We start from the raw sequence: 16,659 nt of genomic DNA on the forward strand, positions 1-16,659 counted from the left end.
TCACTCCTGGGCATTGGCCACCCAGGCCGGCCCGGACGTGATGGTCAGGCGCGGCAGGCGACCGATAGCGGCGACGTCGAACTTCGACTGTCGGGGTTCATTGGTTTCTTCTCGTGAAAGAAAATTGGCGTAACGCCGGGGCGCGGCCTTGATGCCCGCGCCGCCAGGCTCTGTCAATCGTTTCAAAAACTGCTGCGCAGCCAGTTTCCCACCCGCGCGATATAGCCATCCGTGCCGGTGAGCTTCCCCCTGCCCCGCGGCTCGACATATTCCTGCGCGCAGACCTGCGGATAGACCAGCATCCCGGCCATGGTGGCGAAGGCGGCGGTCTTGGCAATGTCGGGCAATCCGGCCACGCCCATGGGCCGGCCATTGCGCACATTGCGCGCCAGCGTGCGCCGCGCCACTTCCGGCAGACCGGTCATTTCGCTGGCCCCGCCGGTCAGCACGAACCGCCGCCCGCACACATCCATCATGCCGGTGGCCTGCATCCGGTCGCGGATGGCGGTGAGGATTTCCTCGATGCGCGGTCGCATGATCCGGGTCAGCACGGCGCGCGGAATCTGTCCCGGCGCTTCGTCATGGCTGGCGCCTACCGGCTGGATCGGGATCATTTCCCGCTCGTCGGCCTGTCCCGGCAGCACCGAGCCATGCAAGGTCTTGAGCCGCTCGGCATCGGCCACGCTGACCGAAAGCTGCCGGGCAATGTCGAGCGTCAGGTGATGGCCGCCAATGGCAATGGCGTCGGCATAGACCATGTGCCCGTCATTGAACACAGAGACCGTGGTGGTGGCGCCGCCAAAGTCGATGCAGGCCACGCCGAGCTGGGCCTCGTCATCCACCAGCGTTGCCAGCCCCGAGGCATAGGGCGTGGCCACCAGCGCCTCGATTTGCAGATGGCAGCGATGCAGCACCAGTTCGAGATTGCGCATGGCCAGCGTTTCCGCGCTCACCACCGCCACATCGACCCCCAATTGCTCCCCGACCATGCCCTTGGGGTCGAGAATACCCTTGCTGCCATCGAGCGAATAGCCGATGGGCAGCGCATGGATGATCGAACGTTCGGGCCGCACCGAGCGCGAATTGACCGCCTTGAGCACGCGGACGATGTCTGCCTTTTCCACCTCCTGGCCGTCCAGCGAGACGGCGGCGGAAAAGGTCTCCGAGCCGAGCCGTCCGGCGGTCACGTTGACCAATACGCTTTCCAGCGTCAGCCCGGCGGCGCGCTCGGCCATGCCCACGACATTGCGGATCGCCTGCTCGGCCTTTTCAATGTCGACCACCACCCCGCTCTTGACCCCGCTGGACGGGCCATAGCCGAAGCCGATGACCTCGGCCTGGTGCGTGCGGCCGCGAAGCGAGCGCCCTTCGGCGCGCGGGGACAGCCGGGCGATGACGCAGCAGATCTTGGTGGAGCCGATATCGAGCACCGCCACCAGCGTGGTCTTGCCGGGCTGAACCGGCCGCAGCCGGGATGTCATGGCATCGCTCATCATGATTTGTCGGCGTCTTCGTTTTTATTGGGACGGATGGCAACGGTATGGTCGATCCGCAGATCGATGATGGAAATGTCGCGGTCGAGAAGTTGGTAATCGGTCTGGTAGGACACCAGCCGGCGCAATGCCTGCGCCACGCCCTGCTCGGGCAATTGCACCCTGAGGCCGGTATCGTAGAGCATGTCCCAGCGCCGGTCGGCGATGCGCGAGAGCGCGATCAGCCCCTGCTTGAGGCGCGGCACGGTGTCGAGCGCCCGGATCATTGCCAGGGCGTCGTCGGCTGCGCCGTCCCCGATCACCAGTGGCAATTCTCCATAGGCGCCGCGATCCTCGCCGATCTGGTCGCCCTTGCCGTCGATCAGGAAAGTCACCCCATCCACCCGCCAGCGGGCCACCGGCGTTTTTTCCGTGATCACCACCGAGACGTCGCCCGGATAGGTCTTTCGCACCGTCACGGCGCTCACCGCCGGCAATTCGGCTATGCGCTGCCGGGCTTCTTCAACGTCGAAGCCAAGCGTCGAAGTATGGGGTGCGATGCCCAGCGCGTTGAAAATCGCCTGTTCGGAGGTCAGCGTCTGGCCGCTGATCGAGATTTCTCCGATAGCTAGGCCGGCCTGCGCGAAATTGCCCTGCGCGGCCTCGCCCAGCGTCCCGGCAAGAACCCCGATCGGTTCGCGCATCTGATAGAGGCCCAGCATGGCGGCGGCGAGCACGGCCAGCATGGCGCCGCGGCGAATGAGATTGCCATGCAGGACGAAGGCGCGGTTCAGCCTGTTGGCGATGCGCTTGTGCGGCGTGCGGACAGGAACAGGCAGTGCGCGTGGGTGAACCACCTGCGCTCCGGCGAGAAAGGCCTCGCTTTTTACCTGTTGCAACTCGCGTCCTCCACCATCCAGGAGACCAGATCTTCAAAACTGTGCCCGACATGGGCGGCCTGCTCGGGAGCCAGCGAGGTCGGCGTCATGCCTGGCTGGGTATTGATTTCCAGACAGACCAGTTCGCCATCCTCGCCCGCCGCGTCGTTGTAGCGGAAGTCCGTCCGCGTCACGCCACGACAGCCGAGCGCCGCATGGGCGGCAAGGCTAAGCTTTTGCACTTTGTCGTAAATTTTAGGTTTAACCTCGGCCGGCAGGATGTGACGTGATCCACCTTGGGCATATTTGGCTTCGTAATTGTAGAAATGCAGATCGGTGACGATTTCCGTCACCGGCAGCGCCACGTCGCCCATCACCGCGCAGGTCAGCTCGCGGCCCGGAATATAGCGCTCCACCATCAGTTCTTCGCCACCATTCCAGTCCTCGCCGAGGATTTCCTGCGGCGGGTGGGCCTGGTCGGCCTTGACGATGATGACGCCGAAACTGGAACCATCGGCAATCGGCTTGACCACATAGGGCGGCGGCAGCACATGGGCGCGCGCCACCTCGGCCCGGCTGGCGATCACATGGTCGGTCACCGGGATACCGGCGGCCTTGAGCACGATCTTGGCCTGATGTTTGTCCATGGCCAGCGCCGAGGCCAGCACGCCCGAATGGGTATAGGGAATGCGCAAAAATTCCAGCACGCCCTGGATCGTCCCGTCTTCGCCATAGCGGCCATGCAACGCATTGAACGCCACATCCGGGGCCAGTGCGCGCAATTGTTCGGCAATGTCATAGCCGACATCCACCTCGCTCACCCGATAGCCCGCCCGCCGCAACGCCTCGGCGCAGCCCTTGCCCGTGCTCAGCGAAACCGGACGCTCATTGGAGAGCCCGCCCATCAGAACGGCGACGTGCTTGGTCATGGGGATGTCCTGTCGAGAATATGGGAAGCGGGAAGAATATGCCTTGCGCGCCGCATACCTTCCGCGCTGGTTCTGGTTTTGCCGTCATTGCCCAACTTGTCGGGGCAATCCAGCGGGAGCCCCGCGATCGCGTGGATCACCCGGACAAGCCGGGTGATGACGCCGTGGTGGAACAAGTGATGTGCACCCCGAGGCCAGGGCTCGACCGCCATCACTTCGTCTCTTGCCCCATCAGCGCACCCAATTCCCCCGGCAGGGTCGCCGCCCATTGCGTGATATTGCCCGCGCCGAGACAGACGACGTAATCGCCGTCCGCGACGCGCGCCGCCACCGCCTTGGCCAGCGCCTCCTGCCCTTCCAGCACCCGTGCGTCGCGATGCCCGCGCGCCATGATGCGGTTGACCAGTTCCTCATGGGTCACACCGGCAATGGGCTGCTCGCCCGCCGCATAGATCGGCGCCACCAGCACGGTATCGGCATCGTTGAAACAGGCGGCGAAATCGTCGAACAGGTCGCGCACCCGGCTGAAGCGATGCGGCTGCACCACCGCCACCACGTCGCGCCGCGCCGATTGCCGTGCCGCCTTCAGCGCGGCGGCGATTTCCACCGGGTGGTGGCCATAATCGTCGATGATGGACACCCCGCCCACTTCGCCGGTCTTGGTGAAGCGGCGCTTGACCCCGGTAAAGCCCTTGAGGCCGCGGCGGATCGCTTCTACCGGCACATGCAACTGGTCGGCGACGGCGATGGCCGCCGTGGCGTTGAGTGCATTGTGAATGCCGGGCATGGGCAGTTCGAGCCCGTCGATGCGCAATTGCGTCTGGCGGATACGATCGCGGATTTCGACGGAGAAATGCTGCACCCCGTCGCGGTTTTCCAGATCGATCAGTCGCACGTCGGCCTGCGGATTGCGCCCATAGGTGATGACGCGGCGGTCGCGAATATCGCCCACCAGCGCCTGCACTTCCGGATGATCGAGACACATCACCGCAAAACCGTAGAACGGCACATTCTCGACGAATTGGCGGAACGCCTTCTTCACCCCGTCGAAATCCCCGTAGTGATCGAGATGTTCGGGGTCGATATTGGTGACCACCGCGACGTCGGCGGGCAGCTTGACGAACGTGCCGTCGCTTTCATCGGCTTCCACCACCATCCATTCGCCGCCGCCCAGCCGGGCATTGGTGCCATAGGCATTGATGATGCCGCCATTGATGACGGTAGGATCGAGATTGCCGGCATCGAGCAGCGTCGCCACCAGCGTCGTCGTCGTGGTCTTGCCGTGGGTGCCGCCAATGGCGATGGCGGTCTTGAAGCGCATGATTTCGGCCAGCATTTCGGCGCGGCGCACGATGGGCAGCGCCTTGGCCCGTGCCGCCATCAATTCGGGATTGTCCTTGCGGATGGCAGAGGACACCACCACCACTTCAGCCCGGCCCAGATTGTCCCCACTCTGGTCGATCTCGACCTTGATCCCCATGTCGCGCAGGCGCTGCACATTGGGATTGAGCGAGGCGTCGGACCCCTGAACTTCATAGCCCTGATTGTGCAGGATTTCGGCGATCCCGCTCATGCCGATCCCGCCAATGCCGATAAAATGCACCGGCCCGATATTACGCGGCATCTTCATGATTTCGGTCCTTTTTCAATCTTGGCATTCTTGCCCGCCAGCGCTTCTGCCAGGTCGGCAAGTTTCTCGACGGCGCGCGGCTGGCCGAGCGACCGGGCCGCATTGGCGGCCTGCTGCAGGCGCATCGGATCGGTCAGCAGATCCTCCAGCCGAGTGGCAAGCGATTGCGGTGAAAGCGTGGCCTGCTCCAGCACCCAGCCGCCGCCGCCCTGTTCTAGAAACAGCGCATTGTGTTTCTGGTCGGCATCGAGCGCGCCCGGCAACGGCACCAGGATCGCCGGCCGGCCCAAAAGCGCGAGTTCGGCGATGGTGGAGGCCCCAGCCCGGCAGATGACCAGATGCGCATCGGCGATGCGCTCCGGCAGGTCGGGAATGAAATTGGCGATTTCCACACTGGTCCGCGACCGGCGGTAACAGTCTGTTACCCGATCGATGTCTTCGGGTCGTGCCTGCTGCACGATTTGCAGTCGATTGCGCAAATCCTGCGGCAATAATGCGATAGCCTCGGGCACCACGTCCGACAGGATGCGCGCGCCCTGGCTGCCACCCGTAACCACCAGTTTTATAGGACTTTTTTCGTCCAGCAGTGGATAAGGGCGGCCCACTACGGCCCGCACCCGGTCGCGCACCGGATTGCCGGTGAGCACCTTTTCCAGTGCCCGCTGATTGGCGAATTTGGTTTCGGAAAAGCTCATGGCCAGCATGTCGGCAAAGCGCGCCAGCGCCCGGTTGGCCCGGCCCATCACCGCATTCTGCTCATGCAAAATGCCAGGGATTCCAAGGACATTGGCGGCAATGAACGGCGGAAAGGTCGGATAGCCGCCAAAGCCGATCACGGCATCGGGCCTGACCTGGCGCAGCTTGCCATGCGCCACCGCCATGCCGCGCAGGATCGTCAGCCCGGCCCCGATCAGTTTGAGAGGATTGCCCCCCGAAGGGGTCGCGGCCGGCACGATATGGATATTTCTCGCTGGAAAATCAGCACCATAGCTCTCCACCCGGTGATCGGTCATCAACTCGACCGCATGGCCGCGCCGGATCAATTCCTGGGCCAGAGCCATGGCCGGGAAAAGATGGCCGCCCGTACCGCCTGCCATAAGCACAAATGTTTTCATTCTGCGGGGGCTACCACGGCGCTGCGGTAGGAGGGAAGCCCGGTCGCCATGCGTTCTTCCGGCTTGGTGCGGGTCAGTGCCAACATCAGGCCCATGCCAAACGCGACCGCCAGCATGGACGTGCCACCATAGGAAACGAAGGGCAGCGTCATGCCCTTGGCCGGCATAAGATTGAGATTCACCGCCAGGTTAATGCCCGATTGCATGGCGAACTGCACCGCGATGGTCGAGGCGGCAAGGCGCGCAAACAGGCTGGTCTGCCGCTGCGCAGCGACCATGGCGCGCACCACGATGAAGCCGATCAGCCCCACCAGACCGATGCAGAACAGGATGCCGAACTCGCCCGCCGCCGCCGAAAACACGAAGTCAGCATGGGCGTCGGGGATCAGCTTCTTGGCCATGGATTCGCCCGGCCCCCGCCCGAACCAGCCGCCTTCGCTGAGCGATTGCAGGGCGCGATCGGTTTGATAGGTATTGCCGCCGCCATCGGGGTTGATGAAGGAATCGATGCGGCGGGCGAAATGCGGGAAGAAGGCATAGGCACCGAACAGCAACGCCCCGCCAATTCCGGCCAGGGTGATGATGATCCACCAGGAAATGCCGGAAAAGAACAGCAGGACTGCCCAGGTCGCCATCACCAGCGCCGTCTGCCCAAGATCGGGCTGCAACAAGAGGGCGCCGACAATAGAAAGCATGATGGCGGTGGCGATCAACCGCCCCGGCACGTTGCGATGGATCATATATTCAGAGAACAGCCACGCGCCGATCACCGCGAAGGCGGGCTTGACGAATTCGGTCGGTTGCAGCGACTGCCCGGCAATGGACAGCCAGCGCCGCGCGCCCTTGACCTCGGTACCGAAGCGCAGGGTCGCCCAGAGCAGCAGCACCATGACGATCAGAACGCCCAAAGCGGCGAAGCGCGCCTGTCTCTGGTTCATCAATGAGGTAACGACCATGATCGGCACGGCAAGCATGGCGAACATGGCGTGCCGAATGACGAAATGCCATTCATCGAGGCCGATGCGCTCGGCCACTGCCGGGCTGGCGCCGAAGCTGAGCACCACGCCGATCGCCAGAAGCATGATCAGCGCGCCCAGCAATTCCTTGTCGATCGACCACCACCATTCGGAAAGCGGGGTCTTTTCTGCACGGGAAAACATCATCGGGGCGGCCAGGAACTCGATACAAACTGTCTCGAATTGTAAGGCCGCTTTGGTTACCGATTTGCCAAGGTTTTCGCGTTTTGCGAGTCACAAGATGAAGAAAGTGTCCCGAGCCTAGCGCAGCTTGAGGCTGGACAGTCCGATCAGCGCCAGCACGAAGGAAATGATCCAGAAACGGATCACCACCTGGCTCTCGGTCCAGCCTAGATGCTCGAAATGATGGTGGATTGGCGCCATGCGGAACACGCGCTTGCCAGTCAGCTTGAAGGAGGTGACCTGCACGATCACCGAGACGGTTTCCAGCACAAACAACCCGCCGATGATCGCCAGCACGATCTCATGCTTGGTAGCGACGGCAATGGCTCCCAGCGCGCCGCCCAGGGCCAGCGAGCCGGTGTCACCCATGAAGATTTGCGCGGGTGGTGCGTTGAACCAGAGGAAACCCAGCCCTGCCCCGATCAGCGCGCCGCAGACCACGGCCAGTTCCGCCGTACCGGGAACCGCGTTGAGCAGCAGATAATCGGCATAGTTCTGCGAGCCGACCAGATACGCGATCAGCGCAAAACAGGCCGCCGCGACCATGACCGGCACGATGGCCAACCCATCGAGGCCGTCGGTGAGATTGACCGAATTGCCCGCCGCCACCACGACGAAACCGCCGAACAGGATGTAGAAATAGCCAAGATTCAGCGCCAGATCCTTGGCAAAGGGGAACAGCAGCGATGTGCCATAAGCCCCCTGTGCCAATTGGGAAATGGCGAAGGCGGCAATGCCGCCGATCAGCGCTTCCAGCAGCAGGCGCTGCTTGGAGCCGAACCCGGCATGGGTCATGCGCTTGACCTTGAGATAATCGTCATAAAAGCCGATGGCGCCAAAGCCGACGGTGACGAACAGCACGACCCAGACATAGCCATTGGAGAGATTGGACCACAACAGAGTCGAGATCACCGCGCCCGACAGGATCATCAGCCCGCCCATGGTCGGCGTGCCCTTCTTGGTCAGCAAGTGCCCGGCCGGACCATCTTCACGGATGGGCTGGCCGCGTCCCTGCTTGATGCGTAGCATGGCGATCATGCCGGGCCCGAACAGGAACACGAAGAACAAGGCCGTCACCACCGCACCGGCTGTGCGAAACGTGATGTAGCGGAAGACGTTGAAGGCGGTGAATTGTTCGCCCAGTTGGCCAAGAAAATAGAGCATTTATTCCGCTGTTCCGCCAGGGATGTCAGGTCTGTTCGAAGCGCGCGACAATTGCGCTTACGATGCGCGCCAGCCCGACACCATTGGACCCTTTGATCATGATTGCATCGCCATAGGCAAGATCGGCGACGATAACGTCTTCGGCTTGTTCAGCCGTTTGCGCATGGCTCGTCACGAGGCCGGCGGGCAGCGCAGAGGCCAGGGCCGCCATGTGCTGGCCGACCAGATGCACCCGTTCCGCTCCGCTCTCCCGAACCGCATCGGCGAGACCGGCATGGAGCGCATCCGCCTCGGCGCCCAGTTCGCGCATATCGCCCAGCACCAGCACCTTGCGTCCGCCGCGTGGCTCGATTGCTGCAAAGACCGACAGCGCGGCGACAACTGCCACCGGATTGGCGTTGTAGCTCTCATTGACCAGCAATAGCGGCGTATCCACTGGCCCCAAAAGTACCTGTTGACCCCGGCCCGCCTGCGCCCGCAGCCCCGCCAGGGCCCGCAGGGCATCCTCGGGGCGGATGCCGGCGACATGGGCAGCGGCCAGCGCCGCAGTGGCATTGGCCAGCATGTGCCGGCCCGCTATCGGCAGATCGAGATCGCAGTGCCGATCCAGATGCTGCACTTTTGCCGAACTGCGCTCCGCAGAGGATTGTGGATCGAGAATTTGCCAATCGACCCCGCGTGCGAAGCCATAGGTGATGACATTGCCGATATTCGCCGCTGCCGCCGCATCCAGAAGGAGCGGCAATTGCCCATGGTCGGCATTGATGATGGCGGTGCCACCCGGCTCTACCCCGGAAAAGATCTCGGCCTTGGCGCGGGCAATCGCCTCGATGCTGCCTAGCCCCTCAAGATGGACCGGCGCGATGGAGGTGATCACGGCCACGTGCGGACGCACCATTTGGCTCAAAGGCCGGATTTCCTCCGGCGCGTTCATGCCCATCTCGAAAACGCCGAACTGGGTGTTTGCTGGCATCCGCGCCAGCATCAGCGGCACGCCCCAATGATTGTTGAAACTTTTGATGGAAGCATGAGTCTGGCCGGCGGCTTCGAACACGACGCGCAAGGCTTCCTTGGTCGTGGTCTTGCCGACGCTGCCGGTCACCCCGACGATCAGCGCCCGGCTGCGCGCCCGCGCCGCCCGGCCAAGGTCGCGCAATCCACCCAGCGCATCGGCCACGAAAATACGCCCGGGCCCGGCGCTGCACCCCTCGCTGACCAGCGCCGCCACGGCGCCATTGGCCAGGGCTGCATCGACAAAATCGTGCCCGTCGAACCGATCACCCTTGATGGCGACGAAGAGGGCATCGGGGCCCAGTTCGCGGCTATCGATGGAGATTGAATTGATCTCGCGGGCCTCCACGCCCTCGGCCCGCCCGCCGGTGGCATCGAGAATTGCATCGAGGGTGAAAAGGGGAGTGGTCATAGCTCTAGCCGCAAACGCGATATGGCGCCCTGCCCCCCATGGGCAGGGTTGGAACCGGGCTGCCTATAGCGCGATGCATGAAGGCGCGCCAACATTCTCTCCCCCCTCCGTCACCGGCAAGGTGAGGCCGGAGGCGAGCCGAAGCCGCCGCGCGACTACTTTTTGACAGCCGCCTCGACCACTTCATGGTCGGAGAAATGATGCTTGGTGGTGCCGATGATCTGGTAGGTTTCGTGCCCCTTGCCCGCAACGAGCAGCACGTCGCCCGGCTGCAAAGCCTGCACGGCCGCCTCGATTGCCTCTTTGCGGTCGGCAATTTCACTGGCCCCCTTTGCCCCTGCCAGCACTTCCGCCCGGATGGTCGCCGGGTTTTCGGTGCGCGGATTGTCGTCGGTGACGATCACCACATCGGCAAGCTCGCTGGCAATTTCGCCCATTTGAGGGCGCTTGCCCTTGTCCCGGTCGCCCCCGCAGCCAAACACGACATGCAGCTTGTTGCTGGCATAGGGGCGAAGGGTCTTGAGCGCCGTGCGCAATGCCTCGGGCTTGTGTGAATAGTCCACGAAAATAGCCGCGCCATCATGTTCGGCCACCAGTTCCAGCCGCCCGCGCGCGCCGACCAGCTCGGACAGGGCCGCAAAGGCATCCGCCTTGTCCACACCCGACGACATAGCCAGAGCCGCCGCCACCAGCGCGTTGGACACCTGGAATTCGCCGGGAATCCGCAGATGAAAGCTGACCTTTTCGCCGATATGGCGAATTTCCACGCGTTGCCCATAGCCTTCGGGCTCGATGGAGAGGATTTCGATATAGGCGCCTTCACGCCCCACCGTCAGCAGCGTCGCGCTGGCCGAAAGCGCCGCGAACATGAACTGCTCGTGCTCGGGGTCGTCCACATTGACGATTGCCGCGCCACCATCGACCAGCAGGTCGGTAAAAAGGCGCAGTTTGGCATTGCGGTATTCATCCATGTCCGCGTGGTAGTCGAGATGATCGCGGCTGAGATTGGTAAAGGCGACGGCCTCGAAATGAATCCCGTCCATCCGGTGCTGGTCGAGACCGTGACTGGACGCTTCCAGCGCCACGTGGTCGATGCCCTGCGCCTTGAGCGCCCGCATCGCCTGGTGCAGCGTGCGCGAATCCGGTGTCGTCAGCGCCCCGTCTATCCGCCGCTTGGCCGTTTCGATCCCCAGCGTGCCGATGCTCGCTCCGGCCAGACCCGCATAGGTCCAAATCTGACGCACAAAGGAGGCGACCGAGGTCTTGCCATTGGTTCCGGTGACCGCGACCAGGATTTCCGGCTGTGGCTCGAAGACCCGCGAAGCGGCGCGCGCATAGGAGGCGCGGGCATCCTTGACCACGATCACCGGCACGCCCGGATCGCCGGGCGGCGCAATGTCGGTGACAATGGCCAGCGCTCCGCGCTGCACCGCGTCGTTCACAAACTGATTGCCGTGGACCTTGGCGCCCGGCAAGGCGAAGAAAATGTCGCCCGGCTCGATCCGCCTGCTGTCCGAATTCAGGCCAAAGACAGCGCCAAGACCCTTTTTGGGGCGGGCGCCGGAGCCTTCGAGCAATTGGGTTACACTGAGTGACACAGCTTCAAATCCTTCTGGATCGAACTAACGGAGAATGGGTGGAACAATCTGACGATCCAGCGCTTCGCTGAAGTCAGGTGCAATCCCCAACATGGGCGCCACGCGCTGGATCAACCGGCCGGTAATAGCGCCCGCGTTCCAACCCGCAGTGGTGCCCGATTGCGGATTTTCCGCCTTGGGCTCATCCACCATGATGACGATGGCATAGCGAGGATTGTCCAGCGGAAAAGCCGAGGCAAAGAAATTCGTGACCTTGCTGGAGGAATATCGGCCATCGACCACCTTTTCAGCGGTGCCGGTCTTGCCCCCGGCGCGATAGCCCTGCGCCGCCCTGTTCATCTGTGAACCCGAGCCTTCCAGGGCGTTGAGACGCATCAGGTAGCGCATGGAATCGCTCGTCTGCGGCGAGACGACCCGCTCATAGGAGGCTTCCGCTTCCGCGGCGTCGCGCTTGTAAAGGGTCGGCGCGATGTAATTGCCGCCATTCACCAGCGCGCCATAGGCAGCGACCATGTGCAGGGGCGACACCGACAAGCCATGCCCGAAGGATGCCGTCGCCGCTCCGACCTCCGAAAGCGACTTGGGCACGGTGGGCACGCGCATTTCCGGCAGCTCGAACGACACGCGCTCATCGAATTTCATTCGGCTCAGAAACTCGCGGAAATTGTCCTTGCCCATGGCCTGCATGATGCGGATCGTGCCGATATTGGACGAGTATTTATAGACCTCGGGCAGGCTCAGGATGCGGTGCTTGCCGTGAAAGTCGTCGATCGTGTAGCGGCCGAAGCGGATGCCGTAGCGAGCGTCGAGCTGGTCGGTCACCCGCACCGATCCGCTATCCAGCGCCCCGGCAATGGTGATGGTCTTGAAGATCGAACCCGGCTCGAAAATGCCTGAGGTAATCCGGTTGAACGTATCCTTGACCAGGGCGCTGGCCGGCTCGTTCGGGTTGAAATCGGGCAAGGATGCCAGCGCGATAACCTCGCCGGTATAGATGTCGGTCATCACCCCGGCTGCGGCAATCGCCTGATAGCGGGTCATGGCGTCCATGAGCTGATCGTGCAGCACATGCTGCACCCGCATATCCACCGACAATTCCACCGGTGTCAGCGCATTGCCCCGCGCCAGACCAAGTTCCTGCAACAATGCGATGGATTCGCTGTCCATGTGCCGCTCGATGCCGGCAATGCCCTGATTGTCCACATTGGTGGAGCCCAGAATATGCGCGGCCTCGTTCATGCCCGGATAGAAGCGCTTGGATTCAGTGATGAAGTCGATGCCGGGTATGCCCAACCGCATCACCTGTTCCTGCACCGCCGGCGTCAGTTCACGCCGTACCCAGACGAAACCCTGATCGCCGGTCAGCCTGTTGCGCAGCCAGGTTTCGTTGAGATCGGGCAGCACGGTGCGCAGCTTTTGTACCGCCTCCTCGACATCAATGATGCGGCGCGGCTCGGCATAGAGGGAGGGCACGCGAATATCGACGGCCATTTCCAGCCCGTTCCGGTCCAGAATCGGCGGACGACTGGCCTGGATGGCGTCGCGGGTCTGCCCCTCGATGGTCTGGTCGGTCTCGACCATGCCCAATTGAACCAGACGCCCCCCCACAAGAGAAAAACCGATCAGGACGCCGAGTATCATCCAGCGGATGCGCGCCTGCGTGAGGTTGCCGCGCTGCTTGCGCGCACCGTCCAGGGCGATTGTGGGCGAAAAACCTTCGCTGGCCAGGGCCATCACTCGATCCCCTCAAGTTCAAGAATTGCGTCGATGGGGTCGATACCCTGGGCAATGGCCTGAAACAGGGCGTCCATGGCCGCGCTGTCCGGCTTGGCGGGGCGCATGGGCAGGGCTGCGAAGGAGCCGAACTGTTCCTGTTTCACCGGCGCGATCAGCAATTCCGCCTCATGGCGGCGCACGATGGGATCGATATGGCCGGGCTGGTTCAGCACCGCCCAATCGGCCTTAAGCAGAGACAGCGCGCCCTCCTGCTCGGCGATCTTCACCACCAGAGCCGTCCGTTCGGCAGCGGTCCCCTCGATGGAGAACTTGAGCGCATAGACGCTGGCCAGCATGACAATGGAGACGACGATCAAAAAGATATTGATATTGCGGATCATTGCGTCCCCCCGATTGCCGGAACGCCAAGGCCACGCATCTGCACAGGCCGCGCCGGCTCGGCTGTACGGACCGCGCTGCGCAGCACGGCAGAACGCGCGCGCGGATTGGTCGCCAGCTCCGCCGCCCCCGCCTTGACCGCCTTTGCCACGCGCTGCCAGCGGCGCGGCGCGCTCTCGGCTTGCGGCAGATGCCTGGACATGGCCGGGCCGCCCTTGTCGGGGTCGAAAAACCGTTTAACGATCCGGTCTTCCAGCGAATGAAAACTCACCACGGCCAGCGTGCCGCCTTCACCCAGCAGCCGTTCGGCGGCGAACAGGCCCTCGACCAATTGGTCGAACTCGCCATTGACGGCGATGCGCAGGGCCTGGAAGGAGCGCGTCGCCGGATGGGCATCGCCCGGCTTGCGCCCGATGGCCTTTTCAACGATCCGCGCCAATTGCAACGTCGTGCGGATCGGCTCCTGCTGTCGCGCCGCGACGATGAATTGCGCGATGCGGCGCGACTTGCGCTCCTCCCCGAAGGCATAGAGCAGGTTGGCCAGGTCTTCGGCGTCGAGATCGTTGACCAGATCGGCGGCGCTGGGCCCCGAACGGCTCATGCGCATATCGAGCGGCCCGTCCCGCATGAAGGAAAAACCGCGCTCGGCTTCGTCAAGCTGCATCGAGGAGACGCCGATATCCAGCACGACCGCATCGACCGGCCCATGACTGGCGGCCAGATCGTCCAGTTCGGAAAAAGTGCCCGCGACGAAATTGAACCGGTCGGAAAATTCTTCCTTGAGGGCCGCTGCATAAGGCAGAACCGATGGATCGCGGTCAATTCCGATGACCTGCGCGCCCGCCTTGAGCAAGGCGCGCGAATAGCCGCCGGCTCCAAAGGTGCCATCGACGATGATACTGCCAGTCTCTGGCGACAGGGCCGCCAGAACCTCATCGAGCAGGACAGGAACATGAGGCCCGTCCGCCGCCTCGGTTTCGGGCAGGGATGGCTTGCCCATATCCGCCACAACTCCACTCCCGGCCATTGCCGGTTACATAAACTCCGGCGCAATTTGCCATGCCGACGCTTAACATTCTGTTTCCCATTTCCGAGGCGTGAAAAGAGGTTCGCGGCAGCCAAATCCCTGTGCTTTACTGGGGGCATATTGCCCTTGCCCCCGCTTCAGGCGATTAAGGCAGACAGAAACGAGGTGCCTATGCCGATAACCAGCAAGACCTTCGTACGTTCAACAGCTCTGCTGCTCTTTGTCGGCCTGCTCGCGCTGCTATCCATTGTGGGCACCACGCTTTGGCTGGTGGAGCGCACCCAAGTCTATTTCAACGAAGTGATCGAGGCACGCACCGTCCGCGCCGTGGCGGTGGATCTGCGCGCCCTGGTTCAGGATGCCGAGACCAGCCAGAGGGGCTATATCATCACTCTGGAGCAATCCTATCTTCAGCCCTACGAGGAAGCTCTGCCGCAGATCGAGGACACGCTCCGTCATCTCGAAGAGGTGCTGAAGACTGAGCCCAGGGCCGCCGAGCCATTGCGGCAATTGCGCCGGGACATCGCGATCAAGCTCGAGGAAATGGCCCTTACTCTTTCGCTGGCCCACGAGAATCGGCGCGCCGAAGCTATGGCGATCATTCGCGAGGACACCGGCAAGGAGGCCATGGACCGCTCGCGCCAGTTCTTTGCCGCAGCAATCGAAGCCGCCGACACGCGGCTAACTGAAGGCGCGGAGTCCCAGCGCAGTACGGCGAACCTGCTGCGTCTCGTTTCGCTGATCGGCGGCATCGTCATTCTTGCCGTGGTCGGCGGCGCCATCTGGGCGGTGCTGAACTACACCCAGGCGCTGAATCAGGCGCGCCGCGCCGTGGAACACGCCAATACCAGCCTTGAAGACCGCGTGCAGGAAAGAACCAACGATCTTTTCCGCGCCAATGAGGAAATCCAGCGTTTCGCCTATATCGTCACCCATGACCTGCGCGCGCCCCTGGTCAACATCATGGGCTTTACCAGCGAACTGGAAAACAGCGTCGGGGCGGTAAAAGCCTATATAGAAACGCAACCCGAAACCGACAACCCGCTCGCCTCCGAAGCGCGTCTTGCCGCCATCGAGGATCTGCCCGAAGCCGTCACGTTCATCCGCGCCGCAACCCGCAAGATGGACGGACTGATCAACGCCATCCTCAAGATTTCCCGCGAAGGCCGCCGTAAACTGAAGCCCGAGCCGGTCGATCTTCGCGAAATCGCCGATTCTGGCGCGGCCGCGCTTCATCATCAATTGGCCGAGAATGGCGGCGAAATCGCCACCGACATCCGTATCGGCAAGATCGTTACCGACAAGCTGTCCATCGAGCAGGTCTTGGGCAACATACTGGATAATGCCGTCAAGTATCAGCAGCCGGGCCGCCCGCTAAGGGTCAATGTCAGCGCCCGGCACCTGCCGGGGGACAGGGTTTTGATCGAGGTCGAGGACAATGGCCGCGGCATTGCCGAAACCGACCAGGAGCGGGTTTTCGAGCTTTTCCGCCGCTCCGGCTCCCAGACGCATCCCGGAGAAGGCATTGGCCTTGCACATGTGCGCACCATGGCACGCAGCCTCGGCGGCGACGTCACCTTGACCTCGACCTTTGGCCAAGGCACCACTTTCACAATCAACCTGCCGCGCGACCTGCGGTATTACCTGGGGAGTGCCTCGGCATGAACAACGCCCGTCCGGTCACCATCATCATGATCGAGGACGATGAGGGACACGCCCGCCTCATCGAAAAGAACATTCGCCGCGCCGGGGTTGCCAACGAAATCGTGCCCTTTGCCAATGGCACTGATGCGCTGGCCTATCTGTTCGGCGACGATGGCTCCGGCTCGATCAACAAGGGGCGCCAATTGCTGGTGCTGCTCGACCTCAACCTGCCCGACATGACCGGCATCGATATTCTCGAAAGGGTAAAGGCCAACGAGCATACCCGCCGTTCGCCCGTCGTGGTCCTGACCACCACCGACGACCAGGGCGAAATACAGCGCTGCTACGATCTTGGCGCCAATGTCTACATTACCAAGCCGGTGGACTACGACGGCTTCGCGAACGCCATCAAGCAACTGGGTCTTTTCTTCTCCGTCATGCAGATACCTGAGGCCGAATAATCCG

Annotated in this window: 15 protein-coding genes; 2 read left to right on the forward strand and 13 right to left on the reverse strand. The window is 62.8% G+C overall.

From position 1 onward, the window contains the following. The 13 genes from H0482_RS04125 to rsmH form a co-directional block, all read right to left on the reverse strand. Positions 1-186 (reverse strand): hypothetical protein, encoded by a 186-nt coding sequence (locus H0482_RS04125; protein WP_193728729.1) that lies wholly within the window; start codon positions 184-186, stop codon positions 1-3. Beyond that, positions 183-1,481, reverse strand: coding sequence for a cell division protein FtsA (gene ftsA, locus H0482_RS04130; protein ID WP_230989430.1), 1,299 nt, complete (start codon positions 1,479-1,481; stop codon positions 183-185). The genes H0482_RS04125 and ftsA overlap by 4 nt, the downstream gene beginning before the upstream one ends. A gap of 11 nt (positions 1,482-1,492) precedes the next feature. Next, positions 1,493-2,371, reverse strand: coding sequence for a cell division protein FtsQ/DivIB (locus H0482_RS04135; RefSeq protein WP_193728731.1), 879 nt, complete (start codon positions 2,369-2,371; stop codon positions 1,493-1,495). Further along, complete coding sequence (locus H0482_RS04140) at positions 2,359-3,279, reverse strand: D-alanine--D-alanine ligase (RefSeq protein WP_193728732.1); 921 nt, start codon at positions 3,277-3,279, stop codon at positions 2,359-2,361. Before H0482_RS04140 ends, H0482_RS04135 begins: the two co-directional genes overlap by 13 nt. Before the next feature lie 211 nt (positions 3,280-3,490). Then, entirely contained in the window at positions 3,491-4,909 is a 1,419-nt protein-coding gene (gene murC, locus H0482_RS04145; protein WP_193728733.1) for a UDP-N-acetylmuramate--L-alanine ligase, read from the reverse strand. Continuing rightward, positions 4,906-6,024 carry an undecaprenyldiphospho-muramoylpentapeptide beta-N-acetylglucosaminyltransferase gene (murG, locus tag H0482_RS04150; protein ID WP_193728734.1) on the reverse strand — a complete coding sequence of 373 codons (1,119 nt, stop codon included), beginning with the start codon at positions 6,022-6,024 and terminating at the stop codon, positions 4,906-4,908. Before murG ends, murC begins: the two co-directional genes overlap by 4 nt. After that, positions 6,021-7,187 (reverse strand): FtsW/RodA/SpoVE family cell cycle protein, encoded by a 1,167-nt coding sequence (locus H0482_RS04155; protein WP_330998188.1) that lies wholly within the window; start codon positions 7,185-7,187, stop codon positions 6,021-6,023. The genes murG and H0482_RS04155 overlap by 4 nt, the downstream gene beginning before the upstream one ends. Before the next feature lie 114 nt (positions 7,188-7,301). Next, positions 7,302-8,387 (reverse strand): phospho-N-acetylmuramoyl-pentapeptide-transferase, encoded by a 1,086-nt coding sequence (gene mraY, locus H0482_RS04160; protein ID WP_193728735.1) that lies wholly within the window; start codon positions 8,385-8,387, stop codon positions 7,302-7,304. A 25-nt stretch (positions 8,388-8,412) separates the two neighbouring features. Then, positions 8,413-9,810 carry a UDP-N-acetylmuramoyl-tripeptide--D-alanyl-D-alanine ligase gene (locus H0482_RS04165; RefSeq protein ID WP_193728736.1) on the reverse strand — a complete coding sequence of 466 codons (1,398 nt, stop codon included), beginning with the start codon at positions 9,808-9,810 and terminating at the stop codon, positions 8,413-8,415. Positions 9,811-9,965: 155 nt separating this feature from the next. Further along, complete coding sequence (locus tag H0482_RS04170; RefSeq protein WP_330998189.1) at positions 9,966-11,408, reverse strand: UDP-N-acetylmuramoyl-L-alanyl-D-glutamate--2,6-diaminopimelate ligase; 1,443 nt, start codon at positions 11,406-11,408, stop codon at positions 9,966-9,968. Positions 11,409-11,432: 24 nt separating this feature from the next. After that, the gene (locus H0482_RS04175) at positions 11,433-13,142 is read right to left on the reverse strand and encodes a peptidoglycan D,D-transpeptidase FtsI family protein (RefSeq protein ID WP_193728737.1); all 1,710 of its coding nucleotides are present in this window, start codon (positions 13,140-13,142) and stop codon (positions 11,433-11,435) included. Next, positions 13,142-13,525 (reverse strand): cell division protein FtsL, encoded by a 384-nt coding sequence (gene ftsL / locus H0482_RS04180; RefSeq protein ID WP_193728738.1) that lies wholly within the window; start codon positions 13,523-13,525, stop codon positions 13,142-13,144. The genes H0482_RS04175 and ftsL overlap by 1 nt, the downstream gene beginning before the upstream one ends. After that, entirely contained in the window at positions 13,522-14,523 is a 1,002-nt protein-coding gene (gene rsmH, locus H0482_RS04185; RefSeq protein WP_193728739.1) for a 16S rRNA (cytosine(1402)-N(4))-methyltransferase RsmH, read from the reverse strand. The genes ftsL and rsmH overlap by 4 nt, the downstream gene beginning before the upstream one ends. A gap of 198 nt (positions 14,524-14,721) precedes the next feature. Here rsmH and H0482_RS04190 point away from each other — a divergent pair, with 198 nt between their 5' ends. Together H0482_RS04190 and H0482_RS04195 are read left to right on the forward strand one after the other, a co-directional pair. Then, entirely contained in the window at positions 14,722-16,215 is a 1,494-nt protein-coding gene (locus tag H0482_RS04190; RefSeq protein WP_193728740.1) for a sensor histidine kinase, read from the forward strand. Continuing rightward, positions 16,212-16,655: a response regulator gene (locus H0482_RS04195; protein WP_193728741.1), complete on the forward strand. Its 444-nt coding sequence runs from the start codon at positions 16,212-16,214 to the stop codon at positions 16,653-16,655. The genes H0482_RS04190 and H0482_RS04195 overlap by 4 nt, the downstream gene beginning before the upstream one ends. Positions 16,656-16,659: the final 4 nt, after the last annotated feature.

This window comes from Devosia faecipullorum, assembly GCF_015158295.1.
GTDB lineage: Bacteria > Pseudomonadota > Alphaproteobacteria > Rhizobiales > Devosiaceae > Devosia > Devosia faecipullorum.